We start from the raw sequence: 25,312 nt of genomic DNA, 5'->3' as shown, positions 1-25,312 counted from the left end.
TATCAGTTCCGCCCCGCCCCACCCCCGTTCCAGTCCGTCGGGAGGCAGGAATGCGCGCCCTGATCGCCGCCGCGACCGGTCTCGCCGTCGCCCTCGCGCTGATCCTCACGATCACCGCGATGGGGTCGCCGACGGGAAAGACGTCCCCGAAACCGCTGCTGACGACGGTGCCGTCGCACCCGTAGCCCGCACGTCAGCCGTCCGCCCGGGAGGCCGAGATGCGCCGCAAGGCCAGTCTGGTCCTGCTCGCCTTCGCCGTGTTCTTCGCGGCCCTGTCCCCGCTGCTGCGCTGGTACGCCTTCCCGCGCCTCGCCAAGATCCCGGCCGACCAGTACCAGGACATGGTGCTGGAGGCGAAGGGCGCGACCCTCCTCGACTACGGGACCATGAAGGCGCGCAAGGTCTCCAAGGTCACCATCGTGCAGACCCTCAAGGGCAACGTGGAGGCCGGGAAGAAGATCGAGAAGACGGCCGGCCGGGACGTCGTCGTCTGGGACGGCCTCTCCTACGTCCAGGGCCCCGACGGCAAGATGGTCTCCGAGATCCCCGAGCGCTACATCTTCGACGCCCACAGCCAGGACCCGGTGCACGCCACCGGCGAGATGGTCGACAACGACCCGGTGAAGCGGGACGGCATCGAGTTCAAGTGGCCCTTCCTGACGCAGAAGCGGGACTACGAGTACTTCGACGCCCAGACCCGCACCACGAACCCCATCCACTACAAGGGCACGCAGAACTTCCGCGGCCTGACGGTCTACTACTTCGAGCAGACCGTCCCCTGGACCAAGGTCCCCTTCCCCAAGGTCATGCCGGTCAAGGGCATCACGCCCGAATCGGTCGCCAAGACCGGTACCACCCGCTGGTACACCACGGTCCGCAGGTTCTGGGTCGAGCCCACCACCGGAGCGCCCGTCTACGGCGAGGAGATCCACAAGGAGGAGCTGCGCGGCGGCACCCTGCTCGGCGGCCGCGACAAGGTGACCGCCTTCGCCGGCCACGTGAAGATGCGCGAGGACTACATCGAGCACACCGTCGCCCTGGTCAAGTCCAACCGCACCCTCGTCCTGCTGCTGGCGTCGTACCTGCCCTGGGGCTTCCTGGTCCTCGGCACGCTGCTGCTCGCCCTGTCGCTGTGGCTGGAGGCCCGCAGCCGCCGCCCGGCCGACCCGGAACCGGCCGAGACCTCGGCACCGGAACCGGTGAGCGCCTGAACCGTCGGCGCCTGAACCGTCGGTGCCTGGACCGTCAGCGTCTGAGCCGTGCGTTGGTGTGCCGCGTCGGCTCGGCGGTGGCGGGGTCCTCCGGCCACGGATGCTTCGGATACCGGCCCCGCAGCTCCGCCCGTACGCCCTTGTAGCCGTCCTTCCAGAAGGACGCGAGGTCGGCGGTGACGGCGGCCGGGCGGCCGGCGGGGGAGAGCAGGTGCACGAGCAGCGGCACGCCCGCGACGGCGGGTGACGCGTGCAGCCCGAACATCTCCTGCAACTTCACGGCGAGCACCGGCTGTTCGGGGTTGCCGTAGTCGACCCGGATCCTGGACCCGCTCGGCACGGTGATCCGCTCCGGAGCCAGCTCGTCCAGCCGCGCCGCCTCCCCGGAGGCCCACGGCAGCAGCCTGCCGAGCGCCTGCCCGGCGTCGATCCGCGCGAGGTCGCCGCGCCGCCGGGCCCGGCTCAGCTCGGGCTCCAGCCACTCGTCCACGCGCGCGTGGAGCGCGTCGTCGGACACGTCGGGCCAGGGCTCGCCGACGTGCAGCCGCAGAAAGGCGAGCCGCTGCCGCAGTACGGCCGCGTCGGGCGTCCACCGCAGCAGACCGAAACCCTCCTGCCGCAGCCCGTCCAGCAGCGCATCACGTACGAGCACGGGGTCGGCGTCGGTCAGGGGCCGCACCGCCAGCTCGATCGCGCCCAGGCGCTCCACCCGCCGGGCCACGACGTCTCCGTCGGCCCAGTGCACTTCCTGTCCCTCGGAGTACAGCGAGGCCGCCGCCGAGCGGGCCGTCTCCTCGTCCACCACGGCGGCGAGCTGCACGCGCGCGTGCCCCTTGCCGACCGGACGGTCCGCCACGGCCACGGCGATCCACGGAGCGCCGCGCAGGTGACTGCCGTCGCGCAGCTCGGCGCGCGTCCCGGAGGCCATGAGACAGGAACTCCCGTCGGCCTTGGCCACGCGCTCCGGGAAGGCAAGAGCGGCGACGAGGCCCGCGGTGCGGTCGTCCGCCGCCGCCGCGCGCTCGCCGTCCGAGGCCAGCCTGCGTACCTCCGCCCGCCACCGCGCGGCATAGGCGTCACCTCCGCGCCGCGCCGTGCGCAACGCGGCCGCCAGGTCGTCCCCGTACTCCCGCGGCGCCTCCTCGGACAGCAGCGCGACCACCTCGGCACCCCGGCCGGACGTGTCCAGCAACGCCCGCCCCAGCCGCGGATGCAGGCCCAGCCGGGCCAGCCGCACTCCCCGCTGCGTGGCGTGCCCGGCGGAGTCCACCGCGCCGATGGCCGTCAGCACGTCCCGCGCCGCCGCCATCGCGCCGCCCGGCGGCGGATCCAGCAGCGCCAGCCCGGACGCGCCGGGATCGCCCCAGCAGGCGGCCTGGAGGGCGAACGCCGTCAGGTCGGCCACCTTGATCTCCGGCGACGGGAACCGCGGCAGCCGGGTGTCCTCGGCCTCCGCCCAGCACCGGTACACCGCTCCCGGCGCCTCACGCCCGGCCCGTCCCGCCCGCTGCCGCCCGGCGGCCTGCGAGGCCCGCACCGTGGTCAGCGCGCTCAGCCCGCGCGCGTGGTCGACGCGGGGCTCCCGCGCGAGGCCCGAGTCGACGACCACCCGTACACCCGGGACCGTCAGCGACGACTCGGCCACCGACGTGGTGAGGACGACCCGCCGCCGTACCCCGGGTGCCAGCACCGCGTCCTGCACGGCGGCCGGCGCCCGCCCGTGCACCTGGAGCACGTCCACGTCGCCGAGGTCCCCCAACTGCCCGGCCACGCGCGCGATCTCGCCCACGCCCGGCAGGAAGCACAGCACGTCCCCGTCCCGCTCGGCCAGCGCCCGCCGCACCGTCGACGCCACGTGCGCGAGGAGCGCCGGATCCACCCGCATCCCGTGCGGCGGCCGCACGGGCCGCACCGGCGGCGCCCACACGACCTCGACCGGATGCGAGACACCCTCCGCCTCGACGACCGGCGCCCCGCCCAGCAGCCGCGCCCACCCCTCGGCGTCCGTCGTCGCCGACGCGGCCACCAGCCGCAGTTCCGGCCGCAGCGTCTCGCGTACGTCCCACAGGAAGGCCGCCGCGGTGTCGGCGTCCAGATGCCGCTCGTGGCACTCGTCGAGCACCACCACGTCCACGCCCGTCAGCTCCTGGTCGCGCTGGAGCCGCTGGAGCAGCACGCCGGTCGTGACGACCTCCACGCGCGTGTGCCGCCCGACGACCCGCTCGCCGCGCACGGTGTACCCGATGCTCGCGCCGGCCTTCTCGCCCAGCAGCCACGCCATCCGCCGCGCCGCCGCCCGCGCCGCGATCCGCCGCGGCTCCGCCACGACCACCCGCCGCGCGGGCCCCTCGCCCAGCAGCCCCGCGAGCTCCAGCGGCACCAGCGTCGTCTTGCCGGTGCCGGGCGGTGCGACCAGGACGGCCGTGCCGTGCCCCTCCAGGGCCTCGTCCAGAGCGGGCAGGGCACCACGTACGGGCAGCGCGTCCAGGGCGTCGTAGCGGATCACATGCTCAGTCTCTCCCCCAGCCTCCGGCGGGGGGTTCCCCCATCTAGCTTCGCTCGCACACGAAGACGGCCGTCCCCGGGATCAGGTTTCCGCGCAGGGGCGACCAGCCGCCCCACTCGGAGGTGTTCCAGGCCGGCCACTCCGGCTCGACCAGGTCCACCAGCCTGAGGCCCGCCGCGACGACGTCGCGGACCCGGTCGCCGATCGTCCGGTGGTGCTCGACGTAGACCGCGCGTCCTTCGTCGTCCTGCTCGACGTACGGCGTGCGGTCGAAGTACGAGGCCGAGACGCTCAGCCCCTCCGGTCCGGGCTCGTCCGGGAAGGCCCAGCGGATCGGATGGGTCACCGAGAAGACCAGGCGGCCACCCGGACGGAGCACCCGGTGCACCTCCTTCAGGACCAGCACCGGATCGGCGACGAACGGCAGCGCCCCGTACGCCGAGCACACCAGGTCGAAGGAGCCGTCCGCGAAGGGCAGCGCGCCCGCGTCGGCGCACACCAGGGGGAACGGGGCGCCGATACGCAGCGCGTGCTGGAGCTGGCGGTGCGAGATGTCCAGGGCGACCGGGCGGGCACCCTGGCCGGCCAGCCAGCGCGCGCACTGGGCGGCGCCGGCGCCGATCTCCAGGACGTCCTTGCCCTTCAGCTCCTCCGGCGGGCCGAGCAGCTCAGCCTCCACCTCGTCGAGGCCCTCGGGTCCCCACACGAAGCGGTCGTCGCCGAGGAACGTGCCGTGCTCGACCTGGTACTCGTCCGCGTTCCTGTCCCACCAGCCCCGGTTGGCCCGGGAGCTTTCCGCGACGCCGGCCGTGCGGCGGGTCGCTTCGGGTTCGGTCGCTTCGGGTTCGAAGGCTTCGGCCTCTTGGATGATCGGCTCCCTCGTCGTACTCTTCCGTCACCTTCGCGGTGGTGCCGGCCCCTTCGGCGGTGTCACGGAAGGGGTCTGCCGGACCCCGCGTGGCCTCCGGAGACAGTTCTTGTGCCGGGTATGGGGCGATCCGCCCCGGGTGTGCGCGTTCGTGCGTTGACCCTGTCCGGCTGCCCCCGTATGCTACAAGTTGCGCTGCGGGCCTGCGCTCCTCAGACGTAGCAGGCTGCGCTCGCATCTGTTGTATGTCCCCTCGGTTTTCGAGGCGCCGCCACCAGAATCTGGTGGGGCGCTTCCTTGGCTGTCCGGCTTCTTCAGAGCGAAACGGGCTCCCGGCGTAAGCAGTACCTACGACTCAATGTCCGTACCGGAGCCCTTTCCCACATGACGAGCAGCACCGAGACCACCGCCACCACCCCGCAGGTTGCGGTCAACGACATCGGTAACGAGGAAGCATTCCTCGCCGCGATCGACGAGACGATCAAGTACTTCAACGACGGCGACATCGTCGACGGCGTCATCGTGAAGGTCGACCGGGACGAGGTCCTGCTCGACATCGGTTACAAGACCGAAGGTGTCATCCCGAGCCGAGAGCTCTCGATCAAGCACGACGTCGACCCGAACGAGGTCGTCGCCGTCGGTGACGAGATCGAGGCCCTTGTCCTTCAGAAGGAGGACAAGGAAGGCCGCCTGATCCTCTCGAAGAAGCGCGCCCAGTACGAGCGTGCCTGGGGCACCATCGAGAAGATCAAGGAAGAGGACGGCATCGTCACCGGTACCGTCATCGAGGTCGTCAAGGGTGGTCTCATCCTCGACATCGGCCTCCGTGGCTTCCTCCCGGCCTCCCTGGTCGAGATGCGCCGCGTCCGCGACCTCCAGCCCTACGTGGGCAAGGAGCTCGAGGCCAAGATCATCGAGCTGGACAAGAACCGCAACAACGTGGTCCTGTCCCGCCGTGCCTGGCTGGAGCAGACCCAGTCCGAGGTCCGCCAGACGTTCCTCACGACCCTCCAGAAGGGTCAGGTCCGCTCCGGTGTGGTCTCCTCGATCGTCAACTTCGGTGCCTTCGTGGACCTGGGTGGCGTCGACGGTCTGGTCCACGTCTCCGAGCTGTCCTGGAAGCACATCGACCACCCCTCCGAGGTCGTCGAGGTCGGCCAGGAGGTCACGGTCGAGGTCCTCGACGTCGACATGGACCGCGAGCGCGTCTCCCTGTCGCTGAAGGCGACCCAGGAAGACCCGTGGCAGCAGTTCGCCCGCACCCACCAGATCGGCCAGGTCGTGCCCGGCAAGGTCACGAAGCTGGTTCCGTTCGGTGCGTTCGTCCGCGTGGACGAGGGCATCGAGGGTCTGGTCCACATCTCCGAGCTGGCCGAGCGCCACGTGGAGATCCCGGAGCAGGTCGTCCAGGTCAACGACGAGATCTTCGTCAAGGTCATCGACATCGACCTCGAGCGCCGTCGCATCAGCCTCTCGCTGAAGCAGGCCAACGAGTCCTTCGGTGCCGACCCGGCCTCGGTCGAGTTCGACCCGACCCTGTACGGCATGGCCGCGTCCTACGACGACCAGGGCAACTACATCTACCCCGAGGGCTTCGACCCCGAGACCAACGACTGGCTCGAGGGGTACGAGAAGCAGCGCGAGGAGTGGGAGCGCCAGTACGCCGAGGCGCAGACCCGCTTCGAGCAGCACCAGCAGCAGGTCATCAAGAGCCGCGAGGCCGACGCCGCTGCCGCTGCCGAGGGTGGCGACACCGCGGGTGCGGCTCCGGCCCCGTCCGGTGGCGGTTCATACTCCTCCGAGGGCCCGGACAACTCCGGCGCGCTGGCCTCGGACGAGGCGCTTGCCGCGCTGCGGGAGAAGCTCGCCGGCGGTCAGAGCTGAACGCTCGCCGCTGAGGCTTAGCCGATAGCTGAGGGGCCGTACCTTCCGGGGTACGGCCCCTCGGTGCTGCCCCGGTTCTCGTTCGGCCGCGGGCCGGATGTGGCTGGTCGCGCAGTTCCCCGCGCCCCTCAAGCAAGGGCGCTGCGGTGCCCCCCGCCATGAAGGGGCCGTATCTTTCGGGGTATGGCCCCTCGGTGCTGCCCCGGTCGTCGTTCGGGCGCGGGTCGGATGTGGCTGGTCGCGCAGTTCCCCGCGCCCCTCAAGCAAGGGCGCTGCGGTGCCCCCCGCCATGAAGGGGCCGTATCTTTCGGGGTGCGGCCCCTCGGTGCTGCCCGGGTTCTGGTCGCGCGGTTCCCCGCGCCGCTCGACGCAGGACGTTTATGTGCCGCCACGCCATGAAAAGGCCCTGAGAGATGGCTGATCAGGGGTGTGGATGGGAATGAGCCTGCTCCAGGTCGTGTTGAGACGTACGGACACGAGGAGGAGCGGTCACAGTGCTTGATCCGCAGGGTTTGTACGCATGGGAGCCGAAGGGCCTGGCTGTTGTCGACATGGCGCTCGCCCAGGAGTCGGCCGGCCTTGTCATGCTCTACCACTTCGACGGATACATCGACGCGGGCGAGACCGGCGACCAGATCGTCGACCGGGTCCTCGACTCGCTGCCCCACCAGGTCGTCGCCCGCTTCGACCACGACCGGCTCGTGGACTACCGTGCCCGCCGGCCGCTGCTGACGTTCCAGCACGACCGGTGGACCGACTACGAGGATCCCACCATCGACGTCCGGCTCGTCCAGGACGCCACCGGAGCGCCCTTCCTGCTGCTGTCCGGGCCCGAGCCGGACGTGGAGTGGGAGCGGTTCGCAGCCGCCGTCCAGCAGATCGTGGAGCGGCTCGGCGTCCGTCTGTCCGTGAACTTCCACGGCATCCCGATGGGCGTCCCGCACACCCGCCCCGTGGGCCTGACCCCGCACGGCAACCGCACCGACCTGGTCCCGGGCCACACCAGCCCCTTCGACGAGGCGCAGGTTCCCGGCAGCGCCGAGTCGCTGGTGGAGTACCGCCTGATGGAGGCCGGGCACGACGTCCTCGGTGTCGCCGCGCACGTGCCGCACTACATCGCGCGGTCCACGTACCCGGACGCGGCCCTGACCGTCCTGGAGGCCATCACGGCGGGCACCGGGCTGGTGCTCCCCGCCATCGCGCACTCCCTGCGCACGGACGCGCACCGCACCCAGACGGAGATCGACCGGCAGATCCAGGAGGGCGACGAGGAGCTGACCGCGCTCGTCTCGGGTCTGGAGAACCAGTACGACGCCGTCGCGGGCGCCGAGAGCCGGGGCAACATGCTCGCCGAGCCCGTGGACATCCCGTCGGCGGACGAGATCGGCCTTGAGTTCGAGCGCTTCCTGGCGGAACGCGAGGGAGACAACTGACCTCCGGCGGTCCTGCCGCCGGAGACAGGCCCTAGGCTTCCGCTCATGCTGAAGGTGGGCCTGACCGGCGGAATCGGCGCCGGCAAGAGCGAAGTGTCGCGGCTGCTCGTCGAGTGCGGTGCCGTGCTGATCGACGCCGACCGCATCGCGCGGGAGGTGGTCGAGCCCGGGACGCCCGGGCTGGCCGCGGTCGTGGACGCCTTCGGGGCGGAGATCCTCGCCGCCGACGGCGGCCTGGACCGGCCGAAGCTCGGCTCGATCGTGTTCGCCGACCCGGAGAAGCTGGCCGTCCTGAACTCGATCGTGCACCCCCTGGTGGGCGAGCGCTCCCGTGAGCTGGAGACGGCGGCCGCCGAGGACGCGGTCGTCGTGCACGACGTACCGCTCCTCACGGAGAACGGCCTGGCTCCGCTGTACGACGTCGTGATCGTCGTCGACGCCCGCCCCGAGACCCAGCTCGACCGCCTCGTACGGCTGCGCGGCATGACCGAGGAGGACGCACGCGCGCGGATGGCCGCCCAGGCGACGCGCGAGAAGCGCCGGGAGATCGCGGACGTCGTCATCGACAACGACGTGCCGCTGGAAGAGCTCCGGGGCAGGGTGAAGGAGGTCTGGGCGGAGCTGTTGCGCCGGGCGCGGGCGTAGCCGGTGGCGTCACGGCGGCCACAGGAATAGCGGCCCTGGCAGGGGCGTTGAAACCCCTCAGTGAGGGAAGGACTGTGCCGTGCCCGACATCAGCGGTTCGACCGGACGTACACCGGAGACGCATGTCATCGACTTCCGTGCCGCCGAGCAGCTGCTCAACGCACGGGACCCGCGGGGCGCGGTGAAGTTGCTCGACGGAGTCATCGCCGCACACCCGGAGAACACCGCCGCCCGGCTGCTGCGTGCGCGTGCCTTCTTCGCAGCCGCGCAACTGCGGCCCGCCGAGCTGGAGTTCACGATCGTGCTGGAGCGCGAGCCGGACAACGCCTTCGCGCACTTCGCACTCGCCCGGACCTTCGAGCGCCGGGGCGAACCCGACCAGGCCAAGCGCCACTACAGGCTGGCGGCCGCGCTGGACCCCAACCCCCAGTACCTGAAGGCGGCGCGTTTCGAGTCGTGAGGCCGGCGCGCGCTAGCGGCGCCGGCCGTCCGGCGGCCGGTACGGCGGGATGTCCCGGCCCGGCTGGTAGTGCGGGCCCTGGCGGATGTGCCTGAGGATGACCGCCATGTCGGCGGTGATCACCAGCCACAGCACACCGCAGGCCGCGGCCCACCCGGGGCGCCCCACCAGCGCGAAGGCCACCGTGCCGAAGACCGCCCACAGGAGTCCCCACACGCTCAGCCAGAACCGCGCCCGCAGTGCACTGCGCGCGGTCGTCGGCTCACTGCCCGTACGCATCGGCTCATCACTCCTCTTCGGAACGTACTCTTCGAGACGGACGTTCACCAAGGGCAACGGGACCAGGGGGTCGCTGCGTGCTGCCGGATGCCGATGAGCTCGCCGAGGTGCTGCTGGACCTCGCCGTACCGCACGAGGACATCAACGCGCTCGTCCGGATGGGCCGGCGCGTGACCGACGACCCGGAACTGCTGCGGTTCCTCGAGGCGTCGGTGGACGAGCTCGTCCGCGGCATGGGGGAGGTCGGCGGCGCGGTGGACCTGCCCCAGCTCGACTGGGCGTCGGGACCCCTCCAGCGCTGCTTCCCCGTGTACGTGTTCGTCGCCGCGCTGCCGTTCACGCGCGCGTACCACCGCGCCCGGGGCGTCCCGGACGACGTCTCCCGGCGCACCCTCGCCGACCTGGGGCGGAACATGGCCGTGCACCGCCGGCGGTACGGCCGGGCGGGAGTACAGGCGCCGTGGTGGCTCACCCGCCACTTCCGGGGCGAGCTGTACCAGCTGGGGCGGCTGCAGTTCGAGCGGACGCGGCCCGGTCAGCGCACCTCGCGGACGCTCAGGGCGGCCGGCCTGGACCTGCCGGAGGGGGCGCTCTGCCTCAACCTCCACATCCCGGACCACCTCGGCCCGCTGTCACCGGCGGCCTGCGAGCGCTCGCTGGCGCTGGCGGCGGAGTTCTTCGCGCGGCACCATCCCGAGGAGAAGTTCCGGGCCGCCCTGTGCCACTCCTGGCTGCTGGACACGCAGTTGAAGGAGTATCTGCCCGCCGGCTCCAACATCGTGCGGTTCCAGGACCGCTTCCAGGTCGCCCGCGAGGACCGGGAGCAGGCCGACACGGAACCGGTCCAGTTCGTCTTCGGAGACCCGGAGCTGCCCATCGCGACCCTGCCGCGGCGCACGGCGGTGGAGCGGGCGGTCGGGGACCATCTGCGGGCGGGCGGGCACTGGTACATCGGGCACGGATGGTTCCCGCTCTAGGACGGCGTCGACGCCGGTTCCCGCTCCGGGGCGCCGCTTCCCGCTCCAGGACGCCGCACGAAATGCCGCCCCGCGGCGATGAGTTCCGCGGCGACGCCCGGTCTATCCCTGTGACAGCGACACGCACCGCATCCACCGCTTCCACAGGAGAACCCCATGTCCGAGACCACCGCTCGCGTCGCCTCCGCATCCGCCCCCGTCATCGCCGAGTCCGCGACCGCCCGCGGCCGCCGCGCCAGGATCGCCCTGCGCACCGTGCAGGTGCTGATCGCGCTCTTCTACGGCGTCGCGAGCGCCCTGCCCAAGCTGATCGGCAACCAGTACGCCGTAGACGCCTTCGACAAGATCGGCTGGGGCAGCGCGGGCATGTACACCATCGGCGCGCTCGAACTGGCCGGTGGCGTCGCCCTGTTGATCCCGGTGCTGCAGTCGGTCGCCGCGATCGCGCTCAGTGCGCTCATGGTGGGCGCGTTCGTCGTGCAGATGACGGTCTTCGGCGGCGAGAACGCGGCGACCCCGCTGATCCTGATCGTGCCGCTCGCGCTGATCGCCTGGGCCCGCCGGGGCTCCAACGCCGATCTGCTGCGGCTGGTGCGACGACGGTCGTGAGACACACCCACGACGCTTCGACGACGGTGGCGTCCGGCGGGACCGACAGGTCCGGGCCGGACGCCACCGCCGTATGTCACCGTTCGCCGGGGCCCTTCGGGGCGCCGCTGCCGCCCATCAGACCCCGCAGGCGTTCCAGCTCGCGGCGGTCGCGCTTGGTCGGGCGGCCCGCGCCGCGGTCGCGGACGCCCGCCGGGGCGAAGGACTCGCGGGGCGGCGGGGGAGGAGAGTTGTCGACGTAGCAGGCGACCGCCACGGGGGCGCCGACGCGCTTGCGGATCAGGCGCTTGACGATCACCACCCGCTCCCGGCCCTCGTGCCTGAGGCGCACCTCGTCGCCGATGCGGACGATGTGGGAGGGCTTCACGTTCTGCCCGTTCACCCGCACATGACCGCCCTTGCAGGCCGTGGCGCCGAGCGAACGGGTCTTGATCAGGCGTACGGCCCAGATCCAGCTGTCGATCCGCACACTCTCGCCGTCCGCCGGGCCGGCCGCCTCGGCGGCGGCGATCGCGGCGGCGACCTTCGGGTCGACGGCAGGCTCGGCCGTCTTCGCCGCGGCGGTGCCCTGCCCGCTCTTCTCCTCGTCACCTTCGGAAGCCATGCCTTCGACCTTAGCCTTCCCGCACGGGTGCGCCCGGCGGTTTTCCGCCCGCGTCCTGCCCGCATCCGGGCCGCACCCCGCCACGTCCCCGGAGGTCACCGCCGTACCGTGGGGGCATGGACAGTCTGGCCGATCTCGACAGCCGCGTCGCCGGATGCGCCGCATGTCCCCGGCTCGTGGAGTGGCGCGAGGAGGTCGGCCGGACCAAACGCGCGGCCTTCCAGGACTGGACGTACTGGGCGCGGCCGGTGCCCGGCTTCGGGCCCGCCGACGCGTCGCTGTTGATCGTCGGCCTCGCTCCCGCCGCTCACGGCGGCAACCGCACCGGCCGGATGTTCACCGGCGACCGTTCCGGGGACGTGCTGTACCAGGCGCTGTACGACGTGGGGCTGGCGAACAGGCCCACCGCGGTGAGCAGGGACGACGGACTCGCCCTGCACGGCGTGCGCATCACCTCGCCCGTGCACTGCGCCCCGCCCGAGAACAAACCCACCCCCGGGGAGCGGGACACCTGCCGGCCCTGGCTGGTGCAGGAGCTGACGATCCTGCGGCCGGCCCTGCGCGCGGTCGTGGTGCTCGGCGCCTTCGGCTGGCAGGCCGCCCTGCCCGCGTTCGCCGAGGCGGGCTGGACGGTGCCCCGGCCGCGGCCCGTCTTCGCGCACGGCACGCGCGTGCCGCTCGACGGCCTCGACCTCTTCGGGTGCTTCCATGTCAGCCAGCGCAACACCTTCACCGGCAAACTCACCCCCGAGATGCTGCGGGACGTGCTGCGCACGGCGGGGGAGGCGGCGGGGCTGCCGGTGAAATGAGGGAGCGACGGCGGCCCTGTCAGGGTTACGGTCGCCGGATGCCCCTCTACCCGGAGATCGAACCCCACGACCACGGCATGCTCGACGTCGGCGACGGCAACCGCGTGTACTGGGAGGTCTGCGGGAACCCGGACGGCAGGCCCGCGCTCGTGCTGCACGGCGGGCCCGGATCCGGCTGCTCGCCCTACTTCCGGCGCCTGTTCGACCCCGCCGCCTACCGGATCGTGCTGCTCGACCAGCGCGGCTGCGGACGCTCCACACCGCACGCGAGCGCGTACGACACGGACATGAGCGTCAACACGACCTCTCAGCTCATCGCCGATCTGGAGCTGCTGCGGCGGCACTTGGGGATCGGGCGCTGGCTGGTGTGGGGTGTGTCGTGGGGGTCGGTGCTGGGACTGCGGTACGCGCAGACGCATCCGGGGTCCGTGTCCGAGTTGGTGCTGACCGGAGTCGCCACCGGTTCCAACCTCGAAGTGGCATTGCTGACCAGGGGACTTGGACGGACCTTCCCGGAAGCCTTCGCGAGGTTTCTCGGCGAGCTGCCCGTCGGCGAACGCGAAGGGAACCTGGCCCTCGCGTACAACCGGCTGATCGAGTCGCCCGATCCTGGCGTCCGGGCGCGGGCGGCGCGGGCCTGGACCGACTGGGAGACGGCGACGATCCCCGCGCCGCCGAGGTCGGTCGAGCGGTACGAGGCCGAGACGTTCCGCATGGGCTTCGCCCGCACCGTCACCCACTACTGGGGCAACGACCACTTCCTGGGCGAGGGCAACGACGAGGGTGTCGTCCTGCGCGATGCACCCCGGCTGAAGGACATCCCGGGCACCCTCGTGCAGGGCAGCCTCGACTTCGGCAACCTCCTCGGCATCGTGTGGCGGCTCCACCACGCCTGGCCCGGCAGCGAGTTGGTGGTCGTCGACGACGTCGGGCACACCCTGGGGGCGCCCGGCATGGAGGAGGCGCTGATCGCGGCGACCGACAAGTACACGCTCAGCGACCGCCGTTGACCCGTGGGCTCGTCGGCAGCGGCAGGTTGCGCAGATAGAACTGGGCGAGATCGTCCCACGTCCCGCGCTCCGCGGCGGGGCCGGCCACCACGTCGAGGCCCAGGTGGCGCGGCAGTTCATGGCGGTGGAGATCGAAGGTGACGGCGACCTCCTGACCGTAGGCGGTCGCCGCCTGGAGAGCCGCGCGGTAGGCGCCCCACGCCAGCGGCCAGGCCAGGAGCGTGAGCACGGTCAGGGGTTCGGGGCCGCCCGTGGCCAAAAGGGCGAGGGGCCAGACCGTGCCGAAGGCCATGGCCAGGCCGAGCAGCGTGACCGTGGAGTCGAGGGCGGTGCGCGCGGCGACGACCCGGGCGGTGGCCTCCGCCGGGACCAGCGGCACAAGCCGGGGCCAGATGACCACCGCGTCGATCCCGTACCGTTCCAGCGGATAGAACTCGGCGGCCCGCAGCCGGTTGCCGAGCGCCGTGGGCAGACAGCCGTCGGCCAGGCGCGGCCGGGGTGGATAGGCCGCGAGCAGACGGGTGGCCACGGCGGAGGCCCTGAGATGGGCCCCCGCCGTGTGCAGCTCGGTCACCCGCTGCCACAGTTCCTCGGCCCTGCGCCGGTGCCGTGCGGTGCGGCGCTCGCGCAGGCCGCGCAGCAGCGCCGTCTCCGGCCAGTAGCCCTCCAGGAACTTGAGGAACGGCAGGTGGAACAGGGCCAGCAGGTAGGCCGCCGCGACCAGGCCGAGCAGGACGCACAGGGCCGCGAGCAGCTGCCCGGACGCGCTGAAGCGCTGCCAGGCCCTGAGGGCGTCGCCCGGTGTGCTGCCGGTGGCGGCGAGGGCGACACCGCCCGAGGCGCCCGCGGCGACGAGCACGGGCAGCAGGACGGCGAGCAGGAAGCGGGAACCGAGGACGCGTTCGGCGGTGCCGAGGCCGGCTTCGAGGAGCGTGTTCACCCGGCCGCCCGGACCATCCGGTCACCGTGGCTGCAGCGGGGCGGGGACAGCGGGTCGAAGTAGTCGACGACCTGCTCCTCGCCGTGTTCGTCGCAGCGGAAGAGCAGCGTGGTGAGGGGCTGCCCGGGCAGTGCCGACGACGCCCAGGCGTCCCGGTCCGCCGCGACGTCCTCCGGGGCGATGTCCTCCGCCGTGACGTCCTTTGAAGCGATGTCCTCCGGGGGACCGTCCGGCGACGTGTCCGGTGCCGTCCCGCCGGGCTCCGGGTGGTCTTCGGCCTCGCTCATCGCCGGGCGCTCCTCGTTCGGTGGTGTCTGCTCTTCCATGGTCGTCACAGCCCGCCCAGGACGGTGAAGGCGCCCCACAGCCCCGGATGGGCGAACCGCGGGTCCGCCAGGAGTGCCAGCTGGGCGCTGCGCACCGCCGCGCCCACCTCCCTTTCGGGTCGGGCGAGTTCGCCGTACAGGACGGAGTTGAAGGCGAGCGCGGCGTCGTCGCGCACGGGCCACGGCGGTGCCACGACGATCTCCGTCCCGGCCGCGAGGAACGAGGCGGCGAGGCCCTCGCCCTCGCCGCCGAGGTGGCGGCGTTCCGCGCCGGTCCGGCAGCCGCTGAGGTTGACCAGCCGGGGCGCGGCGCCGGCCGTGGCGACCTCGAAGGCGAACAGCGGCCGGTCGGCGAGCAGGATGCGGGCCATGTTCGGGTGTTCGGCGGCGAAGGCCGCGTGCCCGGCGAGATGCAGCACGTCGCAGGACTCGACGGCTTCCAGGACCGCCGCGGCGGTGGCCCGTTCGTCGTGCAGCACGTCGGCCGCGGGAAACGCCGTGCGTACGGCCTCGGCCTCGGTACGCAGCATCGCGAGCGGGGGCAGGAGCTCGTACGAGGGGTGCTCCACCGCGGCGAAGAGGGCGCGCGGCGCCTCGGACCGCCGAGGCCGGGCGGACCGCGCCACCGCTCCGGCCGGCGCGAGCAGCCCGAGCGACGGCAGGGACCGTACCTCGGCGTGGTGCACCAGGGGTCTGCCGCGGAAGGGGGCCGCGTGGAACGGGAAGTCGGCCAGCGGTCCCTGAGCCGTGACGAACACCCGGGACGCGTCGGCCAGGAGGTCGGCCACGGGTGCCAGGAGGGCCTGGCCGAGCCGGTGCACGGTCGCCGGCTCGGTCCGGCGCAGGCACTCCTCGAGTGCGAGCGCCACCAGCTTCTCCAGCTGATCGGCGGGCAGTTCGGCCTTCCGGGACACGACCGTGCCCTGTGCGACCGCGAGGACGACGAGCTCGTTCTCCGACGACCGGGCGTAGGCCAGGGCGAGTTCGCCGGGACCGACGGCCCGGGGGATCGCCCGGGTCAGGTCCGCGACGGTCAGCGGGGTCCGTTCCCCGCCGCCGCGCATGCCGTGCAGGAGCGCGTCGCGGGCTTCCAGGAGGATGCGTGCCCGGTCGTCGTGCACGGTCAGCATCCCGGCGTCGCCCGCCACCGCGGCCCGCGTGGCCCGGAGCGCGAGCGCGCGGATCTCCTCGTCCAGGGGGCGCAGCGCCGCCGGCGCGGGCCCCTCGGGACGCCGCGGCCGGCGGCCGGTCATCGCGGCGAGCAGGCCGGCGGCGAGGTCGGGGCGGCCGATGTGCAGCGCGGCGCCGGTCGCCTTGCCGAAGAGCTCGACGCTGTTCTCCAGATAGTGGGTACGCACGGGCAGGGAGGCCGTGCCGGCGTCCGCGAAACGGGCGTCGACCGCGCCGACCAGCGCCTCGACCGCTTCCGCGTTCCTTTCCTGCAGGAGCCGTAACTCACCGGTCGTGGCGAGGAGTTCGTACCTGTCCGTGCCGCCGTCCGGGTCCCGGCGCCAGTCGTCGAGCGCGGATTCCGCCTCGTCGAGGAACCCGATCCGCATCAGGGCCCGTACGCGCCGGAAGTGCAGCGTCGCCGTGATGTGGGCGTGCCCCAGGGCCGGCTGCCCGGCCGATGCGGCGGGGGCGAGGCCGCGGCCGATCCGCTGCCCGGCCTCGGCGTGCAGCAGCGACTGCTCGTACAGCCCGATCGAGCCCATGACGAGGGCGAGCCGGGCGTGCGCGGCGCGCAGTCCGTGCCGGTCGCCCTCCTCCTCGAGCAGCGCGCGGCCCCGCTCGTACGCCGTCAGGGCGTCCGCGTTCCTGCGGCAGCGCTCGAGCGCCCGGCCCAACTCCAGGTAGGCGCGCCCCTCATGGCGGCGCAGCCCCTTGCCGCGGAAGGTGCCGAGAGCGGTCAGGGCGAGTCGCAGATGGCGCCGGGAGTCGGCGTCGGCGCGCTGGGGGTTGCCGCCGAGCGCGGCCAGCACCTGCGCCCCGAACGCCGGGGTCGGGCCGTACCGGCCGAGAGGGTCCACCGCCTCCCAGGCGGCGGCGAAGACCAGGTCGAAGCTCATGGCCGACCCCACGCCCAGGTCGTGGAGGTAGCTCATCGGGATCAGGAACACCGGCTCCACCATGAACGGCAGGGTCAGCGAGTCCGCACCCAGGTCCAGCGTCACGAACTCGTCCTCGCCGACGTCCGCGCTCGCGAAGAACTCGTCGAAGACCGTTCCCCGCGTCTCCCGCGCCTCGCCGCTCATCGGCCACCCCCGCGCCGCTCCAGGTACTCGGCTGCCGCGTGCGCCAGCTCGGCCCGCTCCACGGCGCCGGTCATCCGCAGCGAGACGGAGAGCGCCCGCCACAGGACCGGGTCGGTCTCCAGCCACATCACGTCGAACAGCGCGAGGTCGCGGAGCGCGGCGAAGTCCCCTGCCGCCAGGGCGGCTTGGCGGGCCGGGCGGCGTGCCGTCAGCTCCTCCTCGGTCGGCATCTCCTCGTTCACCAGGCGGTGCAGCAGCTCCTTGCACAGGCCCGTGGGGTCGCCCGGCCAGTCGGGTACGGCCAGGAGGGCGGCGACGTGGTCGCGGCGGCCCAGGAAGACGGCCCGCCTGGCCAGGGCGAGGATCCGCAGCAGATGCTCACCCGCCCCGGCCGGCGCGGGTGAGCGCACGACGACGGAGAACGCCAGCTCGGGCCGTTCCAGGCGGTCGTAGCAGTGCGCGAGCACCTCGGCGGCGAACCCGATCAGGGGGTCCTCGGGGTGCAGCGCCACCACCTGGGCGGCCTCGGTGGCGAGCGGGCCGGGCGGTACCCCCGTCACCATGCCGTACAGGGCGGCCGTGGCGGCCAGGTGCGTCACGTGCTCGCGCAGGGCCTCCTCGACGGCGCGCCCGTCGCCGGTGTCGCCGCCCGCGATCCCGAACTCGGCCGCGCGCAGCCAGCGCACACCCCGCGCCGCCTCCCGGCGCAGCAACTCCCGTGCCTCGTCGGGCGGGAGGCGGGCCGCCTGGTCACGGACGTCGGTGGTACTGAGCCGCAGACTCTCCTCGGCGGTCTCGCCGGGCCCGTCCGCGAGCGTTTCGGCGAGCAGTGTCTCCAGCAGCAGGGACTCGGCTTCGTACCCGTTCTCACCGCGAATCCCGGAACCGTCCGGCGCATCCCCCATGCAGGCAGCGTACCCGTGAACTCCGGTGCGAAGACGTGCAGTTGCGAACACCCGGAGTGGGCACCGACTAGGACTCCCCGGGCTCCCCGGGTTCCGCGGGCTCCCCCGATTCTCCGGCCTCCCCCGGCTCTCCGAACAGGTGGCGCACGGTGGACCGGTAGTTGGTCCGCACGTGGGCCAGCGCCTGCGCACGGGCGCGCTCCGGGTCGCCGGAGGCGATCGCCTCGTACAACTCGCGGTGCTCCACGAGGAGATGGGGCCACTCCTCGTTGCGCCGGGTCATCCAGCGCAGCCGGCCGGCCACCGGCTCCAGGGCCTCGGTCAGCAGGCTGTTGCCGGCCATCGCCACGATGCGGTCGTGCAGCCGGCTGTTGACGTCCGTGATCGCCTCGGCGTCCCCCGCCCCGGTCGCGGTGGCCGCGAGGTCGAGCAGCTTCTCCACCTGGGCCAGCTCCTCCGGCGTCGCACGGGAGGCGGCGAGCCCGGCGGCGTAGACCTCCAGGGCCTCGCGCAGCTCGAAGAGCTCCTGGACGTCCTGCCGGGTGAGGCGGCGCACGACCGCGCGGCGTGGCGTCTCGAAGTGGACGAAACCCTCCGCGACCAGTGCGCGGATCGCCTCGCGGACCGGCACCCGGGAGACCCCGAAGCGGTCGGCCAGTTCCCGCTCGACCAGTCTGTCGCCCGGGCGGAGGGTGCCGGAGATGATCTCCTGCCGCAGGCCGGCCAGCACACGCTCGCGGATCGCGCCCAGGGGTTCGATCTTCGTCATGGAGCTCATGGACCCATTTTCCCCGACCCGGGGGAGGTTTTACGGGGCGGTAACGAGCACGACTTCGGTCCGAGTGCTTGACGGCGGGACTATGCGGCTGTTTGGTATACCAAACGGCTGCCGTCCTCCGTCCGCTCGTCCCAGGAGGCCCCGTGTCCCTCGCCGATCGCGCCGCAGCCACCGGCGCCCCAGCCTTCACACCCGACCCACGCCTCACCAACGAAGACCTGGCGCCCGCCAAGCAGCGGAACTGGAAGGTCTTCGACCTCTTCGCCATGTGGATGTCCGACGTCCACAACCTCGGCAACTACACCTTCGCCGCGGGCCTGCTCGTCCTCGGCATGAACGTCTGGCAGGTCTTCACCTCGCTCCTCGCCGGCTTCGTGATCATCTACGTCGGCATGAACTGGATGGGCCGGATCGGCCAGCGCCACGGCGTGCCCTTCCCGGTCGTCAGCCGGATCAGCTTCGGCATCTGGGGCGCCAACATCCCGGCCCTGATCCGGGCCGTGATCGCCATCATGTGGTACGGCATCCAGACCTATCTCGCCTCCGTCGCCGTCAATGTGATGCTGCTGGCGGCCTGGCCCGGACTGAAGTCCTGGACGGAGCACTCCTTCCTGGGGCTCGACGCCCTCGGCTGGGTGTCGTTCCTGTCGCTGTGGCTGATCCAGGCGGCGATCATCAGCCGCGGCATGGAGTCCGTGCGCAAGTTCCAGGACTTCTGCGGCCCGGCGATCTGGCTGGTGATGATCGCGCTGGCCCTGTGGGTGCTGTCCAAGGCCGACTGGAGCATCTCGCTCACCTCCACCCCGCACCCGGTTTCGACCGGCGAGCAGTGGCGGCAGTGGTTCGGCGCGATCGGGCTGATCCTCGCCACGTACGGCACGCTGATGCTCAACTTCTGCGACTTCTCCCGCTTCGCGCCCGACTACCGCACGGTCCGCCGCGGCAACTTCTGGGGCCTGCCCATCAACTCCACCGCGTTCGTGGTCGTTTCGGTGATCGTCACGGCCGGCTCGCTGAAGGTGTTCGGCGAGGCGATCACGGACCCCGCGGAGCTGGTGGCGAAGATCGGCAACACCTGGGTGCTCGTCGTGTCCGCGTTCACGTTCGCCGTCGCCACCATGGGCGTCAACATCGTCGCCAACTTCGTCTCGCCGGCGTACGACCTGGCCAACGTGTGGCCGCAGAAGATCAGCTTCAAGGTCGGCGGCATGATCAGCACGGTGGCGGCCCTGGCCGTGACCCCGTGGAACCTGTTCTCCAACCCCACGGTCGTCAACTACTTCCTCGGCGGCCTCGGCGCCTTCCTGGGCCCGCTGTTCGGCGTGATCATGGTCGACTACTACCTGATCAAGCGCGGCAAGGTGGACGTCGAGCAGCTGTTCTCCGGCGCTCCCGGCGGGCGCTACCACTACCGCAAGGGCGTCAACCCGCGTGCCCTGTGCGCCTTCCTGCCCGCCGCCGCGGTCGCCGCTGTGCTCGCCCTGGTGAAGTCGTTCAGCGATGTGGCGCCGTACTCGTGGTTCGTCGGTACGGCACTGGGGGCGGGCCTGTACCTGTTCCTGGGCCGCCGCGGCGAACGCAGCGCACAGGAGGTCTGACGGACGTGCGGATCGTCGTCACCAACTGCAACACCACGCAGGAGATGACCGAGGAGATCGTGCAGGGTGCCCGGGCCGCCGCAGGCCCGGGCACCGCCGTCCTCGGACTGACCCCCGCGTGGGGCCCGGAGTCGGCGGAGGGCTGGCTCGACAGCTATCTCTCGGCCGCCGCGGTCATCGACCTGCTGCGGACCTACGAGGGGCCCTCGTACGACGCCGTCGTGATGGCGGGGTTCGGGGAGCACGGGCGCGAGGGCGTAAGGGAGTTGACGGACGTACCGGTGGTCGACATCACCGAGGCCGCGGCACACCTGGCCTGTCTGCTCGGGCGCCGCTACGGGGTCGTGACCACGCTGGAGCGGTCGTGCGGCCAGATCGAGGACAGCCTGGAGCTGGCGGGGGTGGCCCGCAACTGCGCCGCCGTCGTCGGGACCGGCCTCGGCGTGCTCGACCTCGGCGACCCCGACCGCACGGAGGCGGCGTTCCTGACCGCCGCCGAGCGGGCGCGGGAGGCCGGGGCCGAGGTGCTGGTGCTGGGGTGCGCCGGGATGACGGGCCTCCAGCAGGTGGTCGGCCGGAAGCTCGGGCTGCCGGTGGTCGACGGGGTCGGAGCGGCCGTGAAGCTGGCGGAGTCGCTGGTCACACTGGGTCTGACGACCAGCCGGGCGGGCGGCTACGCGAAGCCGGTGCCCAAGCGGCGGGTGTGGCGGCCCGGGGGCGCCGGCTCGTCCTGAGGCCGCGGTTCGCCGCGGTGGAATAGAGGCTTCCGGAAGGGGAACCCGGCCACCCGGATCCAGTGGGCCCGCCGACCCGTAGCACGGGTCACGGACCGTTCGTCGCACGGTCGGCACCGTTCGCCGATGCCGACGGTGACCGCGGCGCCCGTGGCGTAGGTGGTGCCTACAATGGGTTTACATCCTTGTGATCTGAGTCACAGGAGGAGGCGTAAATGAGCACCCCAACCACCGAAACCGGAACCATCGCCGACCCGGGCCCGCTCGGCCTCGCCGGCTTCGCCATGACGACCTTCGTCCTCAGCGTCTTCAACGCCAACCTCATCACCGACCAGAAGCTGGCCGCCGTCGTCCTGCCGCTCGCTCTCTTCTACGGCGGGCTCGCCCAACTCCTCGCGGGCTTGTGGGAGTTCCGCAAGGGCAACACGTTCGGAGCAACCGCCTTCTGTTCCTTCGGCGCCTTCTGGCTGGCGTACGCCGCCTACGCGAAGTTCGTCGTGCCCGGCCTGCCCGTCTCCACGGCACATCAGGCGACCGGCCTGTTCCTGCTGGCGTGGGCGATCTTCACGGTCTACATGACCGTCGCCGCGACCCGGACCACGGGCGCCATCCTGGCCGTGTTCGTCACCCTGTCGGCCACGTTCATCGTCCTGTGCATCGCCGAGTTCGCACAGTCGCCCGACACCACCAAGGCCGGAGGCTGGATCGGCCTGGTCACCGCCGCGTGCGCCTGGTACGCGTCGTTCGCGGGCGTCACCAACTCCACCTACCAGCGCCCCGTGGTGCCCGTCTTCCCGAACATCGGCGAACACCTCCGGCCGCACCGCGGCCACGGCGGCCCTGTCGCCGGAGTCCACGCATGACCGACACCGGTGGCGGAACACTCTCCAATCTGCTGCACGAGGAGCGGCGGTTCCCGCCGCCCCCCGAACTGGCCGAGACGGCCAACGCCACCGCGGCGGACTACGAACGGGCCGACACCGACCGCCTCGCCTTCTGGGCCGAGGCGGCCGGCCGGCTGGACTGGGCGCGGCCCTGGGACGAGATCCTGGACTGGAGCCGCGCCCCGTTCGCCCGATGGTTCACCGGCGGCCGCCTCAACGTCGCGTACAACTGCCTGGACCGGCATGTCGCCGCCGGTCACGGCGACCGGGTCGCCTTCCACTGGGAGGGCGAGCCGGGTGACACCCGCACCCTCACCTACGCCGAGCTGACGGCGGACGTCTGCCGGGCCGCCAACGCCCTTCGGTCGCTCGGCGTCGGCACCGGCGACCGGGTGGCGATCTACATGCCGATGATCCCGGAGACGGTGGTGGCGATGCTGGCCTGCGCCCGCATCGGCGCCCCGCACACCGTGGTCTTCGGCGGCTTCTCCGCCGAGGCGCTGCGCGGCCGGATCCTCGACTGCGACGCGCACGTGGTGATCACCGCGGACGGCGGCTACCGCAGGGGCAGCCCCTCGGCGCTGAAACCGGCCGTCGACGAGGCGCTGCAGGAGTGCCCCGACGTGCGCAGCGTGCTGGTGGTCCGCCGCACCGGCCAGGAGGTCGAGTGGACCGACGGCCGCGACGTGTGGTGGCACGACGCCGTGGACGGGCAGCCGGCCGAGCACGAGGCGGAGGCGTTCGACAGCGAACACCCGCTGTACATCATGTACACGTCCGGCACGACGGCCCGCCCGAAGGGCATCCTGCACACCACCGGCGGCTATCTCACCCAGGTCGCCTGGTCGCACTGGGCGGTTTTCGACGTCAAGCCGGAGCGGGACGTGTTCTGGACGGCGGCGGACATCGGCTGGGTCACCGGCCACTCGTACATCGTCTACGGGCCCCTGGCCAACGGCGTCACCTCCGTCCTCTACGAGGGGACGCCGGACACCCCGCACAAGGGCCGCTGGTGGGAGATCGTCGAGAAGTACCGGGTGACGATCCTCTACTGCGCCCCGACCGCGATCCGCACCTTCATGAAGTGGGGCGGCGGCTTCCCGGCCGACTTCGACCTGTCGTCGCTGCGCGTTCTGGGCTCGGTCGGTGAGCCGATCAACCCGGAGGCGTGGATCTGGTACCGCAAGCACATCGGCTCCGACCGCTGTCCGGTGGTGGACACCTGGTGGCAGACGGAGACCGGAGCCCAGATGATCAGCCCGCTGCCCGGGGTGAGCGTCTGCAAGCCCGGTTCGGCCCTGCGCCCGCTGCCCGGCATCGCGGCGGACGTCGTCGACGACACGGGCAAGCCGGTCCCCGACGGCGCCGGCGGCTATCTGGTCCTGACCGAACCGTGGCCCGGCATGCTGCGCACCATCTGGGGCGACGAGCAGCGGTACGTCGACACGTACTGGTCGCGCTTCCCGGGGATCTACTTCGCCGGGGACGGCGCGAAGAAGGACGAGGACGGAGACATCTGGCTGCTCGGCCGGGTCGACGACGTCATGAACGTCGCCGGCCACCGCATCTCCACCACGGAGGTCGAATCGGCCCTGGTCTCCCACCCGTCGGTCGCGGAGGCCGCGGTGGTCGGCGCGACCGACGCCACGACCGGGCAGGGCGTCGTGGCCTTCGTCATCCTGCGCGGTGACGCGGGCGGGGAGGCGGCCGCCGGTGCGGAGGAGACAGCGGCGCAGTTGCGCGCCCACGTCGCCAAGGAGATCGGGCCGATCGCGCGGCCGCGGCAGATCATGGTCGTCGCCGAACTCCCCAAGACCCGCTCCGGCAAGATCATGCGCCGCCTGCTGCGCGACGTCGCCGAGAAGCGAGACCTCGGTGACGTGACGACGCTGACCGACTCGTCCGTGATGGACGAGATCCGGGAACGGTTGCCGTCGGCGGGGTCGGCCGGAGAAGAGGAGGCGTAGAGGAGCAGGCGCAGAGGAGGCGCAGCGAAGATCTGTCGGCCCGGCACGGTTCAGGGGCGCCAGACGTACCGCACGTCCGGCTCGCCCTCCTCGTTGCCGCTGCCGTCCGTGAACGTGACGGCGACGAAGCCGTGCCGCTCGTAGAACCGGCGGGCGGGCTTGTTGATCTGGAAGGCCCACAGACCGAGCCCGCCCGGGCTCCGCTCCTTGGCGAGCGCGACGAACCGGTCGCCCAGGCCGCGCCCGCGCCAGTCGGGGTGCAGATAGAGCTGGGAGAGCTCGTCGTCGCGGAGCACCATCACCCCGACGATCCCGCCCCCGGCACCGGCGTCCGCGACCCAGGTCTCCCGCAGCGGCACCACGACCTCCCGGAAGTAGTCGCGTACGTCGTCGTCGGTGCGCGGCCTGACGATCGTGGGGAGCGCGGCGCTGAAGGAACGAAGCCAGACGTCCGCCGCGGCGGGTGCGTCCGGGGCGGTGGCCCTGCGGAGGTTCACGAGGGAGGGCGTGGCGGATTCGGCAGGCAAGAGCGGTTCCCGTCAGTCGTCGAGCATACGGTCGTGAGGGGTTCAGTCGTCGAGCGTACGGTCGTGGAGGTGGGCGCCGTAGTAGTCGGCCTGGCGCGCCATGATCTCCCGCATGGAGGTGTCGCGGGCGACCCCGTAGACCGTGCCGGGGAAGTTCAACTCCTTCTGCACGGCCCACAGTTGGTCGTGGTCGCCGGGCGCGAAGAGGCGGGCCGTCGGCGCCCCGGCCGCGATCCATCCGATGGGCAGGACGGTGCCGGGCGGCAGCACGGAGTTGGCGTGCAGCACGCTGTTGATCCGCAGCTCGCAGCCGGTGCCGGCGACGGCCCCGGGGAAGACCGAGGTCCCCGTGGCGGCGAACACCTCGTCCTCGAGGGTCGCGCCGTTGATGTGGGCGTGCGGTCCGACCAGCACGGCATCGCCGATGACGGCGGGGTGGCCGGCCCGCCCGCGTATCAGGGCGTTCTCCATGACGACGACGTCGGAGCCTACGTGCACCTGCCCGTCCTCGGCACTGAGCACGGCTCCGTGCAGCACCCGGGCCCGCTCGCCGAGCGTGACGGCACCGCAGAGCACCGCCGTGGGAGCGACGTATGCGGACTCGGGTACGACGGGACGTCGGCCTCTGTGCTCGATCAACATGGCGCTCCTCATGGGACGTGGGAGATCTCGGGAATCACGGCGGTGGCCGTGATCTCCACCAACTGACCCGTGTACCCGAGACACGCGACCCCGATCAGGGTCGAGGAGTGCGGTCCGGCGCTGAGGCCGGACGCCTCGACGACCTCCCAGACGGCGGACAGCACCGCGGTGTCACCGCTGACCACGTACACGTCGGTCGCCACGACGTGCGCCAGGTCGCTGCCGACGGCCCGCAGCTGTTCCCCCAGATTCACCAGCACCTGCTCGGCCTGCCGCACGGGATCCCCCTCGCCGACCAGCTTCCCCTCGGCATCGAGCGGGACGGAGCCGGCGAGGAAGGCGAGCCTGGCGCCGGCCTCGACCACGGAGGCGTGGGAGTAGAGGGGCGGCGGGAAGAGGGACGGGACGGTGACGCGCCGGATCATGGGTCGGCTCCTCGGACGGGGGACGGACGACTCGCC

Annotated in this window: 26 protein-coding genes; 14 read left to right on the top strand and 12 right to left on the bottom strand. The window is 72.1% G+C overall.

Annotated elements, in window-relative coordinates; all coding sequences use genetic code 11:
- Positions 1 to 50: 50 nt before the first annotated feature.
- Positions 51 to 185 (top strand): SPW_0924 family protein, encoded by a 135-nt coding sequence (locus tag ACIBN2_RS35715; protein ID WP_384258046.1) that lies wholly within the window; start codon positions 51 to 53, stop codon positions 183 to 185.
- A 33-nt stretch (positions 186 to 218) separates the two neighbouring features.
- The gene (locus ACIBN2_RS35710) at positions 219 to 1,211 is read left to right on the top strand and encodes a DUF3068 domain-containing protein (RefSeq protein WP_399140766.1); all 993 of its coding nucleotides are present in this window, start codon (positions 219 to 221) and stop codon (positions 1,209 to 1,211) included.
- Positions 1,212 to 1,245: 34 nt separating this feature from the next.
- Here ACIBN2_RS35710 and hrpB read toward each other — a convergent pair whose 3' ends face one another.
- Both hrpB and ACIBN2_RS35700 read right to left on the bottom strand, forming a co-directional pair.
- On the bottom strand, positions 1,246 to 3,717 hold the full coding sequence (gene hrpB, locus ACIBN2_RS35705; protein WP_399140764.1) for an ATP-dependent helicase HrpB: 2,472 nt from the start codon (positions 3,715 to 3,717) through the stop codon (positions 1,246 to 1,248).
- Between the two features lie 43 nt (positions 3,718 to 3,760).
- Positions 3,761 to 4,588, bottom strand: coding sequence for a class I SAM-dependent methyltransferase (locus ACIBN2_RS35700; protein ID WP_399141035.1), 828 nt, complete (start codon positions 4,586 to 4,588; stop codon positions 3,761 to 3,763).
- Positions 4,589 to 4,969: 381 nt separating this feature from the next.
- On the opposite strand from ACIBN2_RS35700, the gene rpsA reads away from it, so the two are divergent.
- The 4 genes from rpsA (at position 4,970) to ACIBN2_RS35680 (ending at position 9,007) form a co-directional block, all read left to right on the top strand.
- Positions 4,970 to 6,469, top strand: coding sequence for a 30S ribosomal protein S1 (gene rpsA, locus ACIBN2_RS35695; RefSeq protein WP_399140763.1), 1,500 nt, complete (start codon positions 4,970 to 4,972; stop codon positions 6,467 to 6,469).
- A 494-nt stretch (positions 6,470 to 6,963) separates the two neighbouring features.
- Complete coding sequence (locus ACIBN2_RS35690; protein ID WP_399140761.1) at positions 6,964 to 7,902, top strand: PAC2 family protein; 939 nt, start codon at positions 6,964 to 6,966, stop codon at positions 7,900 to 7,902.
- Between the two features lie 45 nt (positions 7,903 to 7,947).
- Positions 7,948 to 8,547, top strand: coding sequence for a dephospho-CoA kinase (coaE, locus tag ACIBN2_RS35685; protein ID WP_399140760.1), 600 nt, complete (start codon positions 7,948 to 7,950; stop codon positions 8,545 to 8,547).
- 79 nt (positions 8,548 to 8,626) lie between these two features.
- Positions 8,627 to 9,007, top strand: coding sequence for a tetratricopeptide repeat protein (locus tag ACIBN2_RS35680; RefSeq protein WP_399140758.1), 381 nt, complete (start codon positions 8,627 to 8,629; stop codon positions 9,005 to 9,007).
- Between the two features lie 12 nt (positions 9,008 to 9,019).
- Here the strand turns inward: ACIBN2_RS35680 and ACIBN2_RS35675 are convergent, their stop codons facing one another.
- The gene (locus ACIBN2_RS35675; RefSeq protein WP_399140757.1) at positions 9,020 to 9,286 is read right to left on the bottom strand and encodes a DUF6343 family protein; all 267 of its coding nucleotides are present in this window, start codon (positions 9,284 to 9,286) and stop codon (positions 9,020 to 9,022) included.
- A gap of 77 nt (positions 9,287 to 9,363) precedes the next feature.
- Between ACIBN2_RS35675 and ACIBN2_RS35670 the strand changes: the two genes are divergently transcribed.
- Together ACIBN2_RS35670 and ACIBN2_RS35665 are read left to right on the top strand one after the other, a co-directional pair.
- Positions 9,364 to 10,263: an acyltransferase domain-containing protein gene (locus tag ACIBN2_RS35670; protein WP_399140755.1), complete on the top strand. Its 900-nt coding sequence runs from the start codon at positions 9,364 to 9,366 to the stop codon at positions 10,261 to 10,263.
- A 156-nt stretch (positions 10,264 to 10,419) separates the two neighbouring features.
- On the top strand, positions 10,420 to 10,872 hold the full coding sequence (locus tag ACIBN2_RS35665) for a DoxX family protein (RefSeq protein ID WP_399140754.1): 453 nt from the start codon (positions 10,420 to 10,422) through the stop codon (positions 10,870 to 10,872).
- Between the two features lie 76 nt (positions 10,873 to 10,948).
- On the opposite strand, the gene ACIBN2_RS35660 is transcribed toward ACIBN2_RS35665, so the two are convergent.
- Entirely contained in the window at positions 10,949 to 11,476 is a 528-nt protein-coding gene (locus ACIBN2_RS35660; RefSeq protein WP_399140752.1) for an RNA-binding S4 domain-containing protein, read from the bottom strand.
- Positions 11,477 to 11,592: 116 nt separating this feature from the next.
- Here ACIBN2_RS35660 and ACIBN2_RS35655 point away from each other — a divergent pair, with 116 nt between their 5' ends.
- Complete coding sequence (locus tag ACIBN2_RS35655) at positions 11,593 to 12,285, top strand: uracil-DNA glycosylase (RefSeq protein ID WP_399140751.1); 693 nt, start codon at positions 11,593 to 11,595, stop codon at positions 12,283 to 12,285.
- Positions 12,286 to 12,323: 38 nt separating this feature from the next.
- Entirely contained in the window at positions 12,324 to 13,295 is a 972-nt protein-coding gene (gene pip, locus ACIBN2_RS35650; protein WP_399140750.1) for a prolyl aminopeptidase, read from the top strand.
- Here the strand turns inward: pip and ACIBN2_RS35645 are convergent.
- From ACIBN2_RS35645 to ACIBN2_RS35625, 5 genes are all read right to left on the bottom strand, one after another.
- Positions 13,279 to 14,235 (bottom strand): hypothetical protein, encoded by a 957-nt coding sequence (locus ACIBN2_RS35645; protein ID WP_399140748.1) that lies wholly within the window; start codon positions 14,233 to 14,235, stop codon positions 13,279 to 13,281. The genes pip and ACIBN2_RS35645 overlap by 17 nt on opposite strands.
- Entirely contained in the window at positions 14,232 to 14,522 is a 291-nt protein-coding gene (locus tag ACIBN2_RS35640; protein ID WP_399140747.1) for a hypothetical protein, read from the bottom strand. The genes ACIBN2_RS35645 and ACIBN2_RS35640 overlap by 4 nt, the downstream gene beginning before the upstream one ends.
- Positions 14,523 to 14,566: 44 nt before the next feature.
- Positions 14,567 to 16,816, bottom strand: a complete 2,250-nt coding sequence (locus ACIBN2_RS35635; RefSeq protein WP_399140745.1) for a CHAT domain-containing protein — start codon at positions 16,814 to 16,816, stop codon at positions 14,567 to 14,569.
- On the bottom strand, positions 16,813 to 17,721 hold the full coding sequence (locus ACIBN2_RS35630) for a hypothetical protein (RefSeq protein ID WP_399140744.1): 909 nt from the start codon (positions 17,719 to 17,721) through the stop codon (positions 16,813 to 16,815). The genes ACIBN2_RS35635 and ACIBN2_RS35630 overlap by 4 nt, the downstream gene beginning before the upstream one ends.
- Before the next feature lie 67 nt (positions 17,722 to 17,788).
- Complete coding sequence (locus ACIBN2_RS35625; RefSeq protein ID WP_399140742.1) at positions 17,789 to 18,499, bottom strand: FCD domain-containing protein; 711 nt, start codon at positions 18,497 to 18,499, stop codon at positions 17,789 to 17,791.
- 143 nt (positions 18,500 to 18,642) lie between these two features.
- Here ACIBN2_RS35625 and ACIBN2_RS35620 point away from each other — a divergent pair, with 143 nt between their 5' ends.
- The 4 genes from ACIBN2_RS35620 to acs all read left to right on the top strand — a co-directional run bounded on the left by ACIBN2_RS35620 (position 18,643) and on the right by acs (position 23,682).
- Entirely contained in the window at positions 18,643 to 20,097 is a 1,455-nt protein-coding gene (locus tag ACIBN2_RS35620) for an NCS1 family nucleobase:cation symporter-1 (protein ID WP_399140741.1), read from the top strand.
- 5 nt (positions 20,098 to 20,102) lie between these two features.
- On the top strand, positions 20,103 to 20,831 hold the full coding sequence (locus ACIBN2_RS35615; RefSeq protein WP_399140740.1) for an aspartate/glutamate racemase family protein: 729 nt from the start codon (positions 20,103 to 20,105) through the stop codon (positions 20,829 to 20,831).
- Positions 20,832 to 21,046: 215 nt separating this feature from the next.
- Positions 21,047 to 21,694 (top strand): acetate uptake transporter, encoded by a 648-nt coding sequence (locus tag ACIBN2_RS35610; RefSeq protein ID WP_399140738.1) that lies wholly within the window; start codon positions 21,047 to 21,049, stop codon positions 21,692 to 21,694.
- Positions 21,691 to 23,682, top strand: coding sequence for an acetate--CoA ligase (acs, locus tag ACIBN2_RS35605; protein WP_399140737.1), 1,992 nt, complete (start codon positions 21,691 to 21,693; stop codon positions 23,680 to 23,682). Before ACIBN2_RS35610 ends, acs begins: the two co-directional genes overlap by 4 nt.
- A gap of 50 nt (positions 23,683 to 23,732) precedes the next feature.
- On the opposite strand, the gene ACIBN2_RS35600 is transcribed toward acs, so the two are convergent.
- The 3 genes from ACIBN2_RS35600 to ACIBN2_RS35590 form a co-directional block, all read right to left on the bottom strand.
- Positions 23,733 to 24,179: a GNAT family N-acetyltransferase gene (locus tag ACIBN2_RS35600; protein ID WP_399140735.1), complete on the bottom strand. Its 447-nt coding sequence runs from the start codon at positions 24,177 to 24,179 to the stop codon at positions 23,733 to 23,735.
- 72 nt (positions 24,180 to 24,251) lie between these two features.
- Positions 24,252 to 24,851, bottom strand: a complete 600-nt coding sequence (locus ACIBN2_RS35595; protein WP_399140733.1) for a gamma carbonic anhydrase family protein — start codon at positions 24,849 to 24,851, stop codon at positions 24,252 to 24,254.
- An 8-nt stretch (positions 24,852 to 24,859) separates the two neighbouring features.
- Positions 24,860 to 25,276 carry a RidA family protein gene (locus tag ACIBN2_RS35590; protein WP_399140731.1) on the bottom strand — a complete coding sequence of 139 codons (417 nt, stop codon included), beginning with the start codon at positions 25,274 to 25,276 and terminating at the stop codon, positions 24,860 to 24,862.
- Positions 25,277 to 25,312 lie beyond the last annotated feature (36 nt).

Origin of the sequence: Streptomyces sp. NPDC050534 (assembly GCF_044457745.1) — a bacterium.
In the GTDB taxonomy this organism is placed as follows: Bacteria; Actinomycetota; Actinomycetes; order Streptomycetales; family Streptomycetaceae; genus Streptomyces.
The sequence above is the reverse complement of the archived record's forward strand: the minus strand, read 5'-3'. Positions and strand labels throughout refer to the sequence as shown.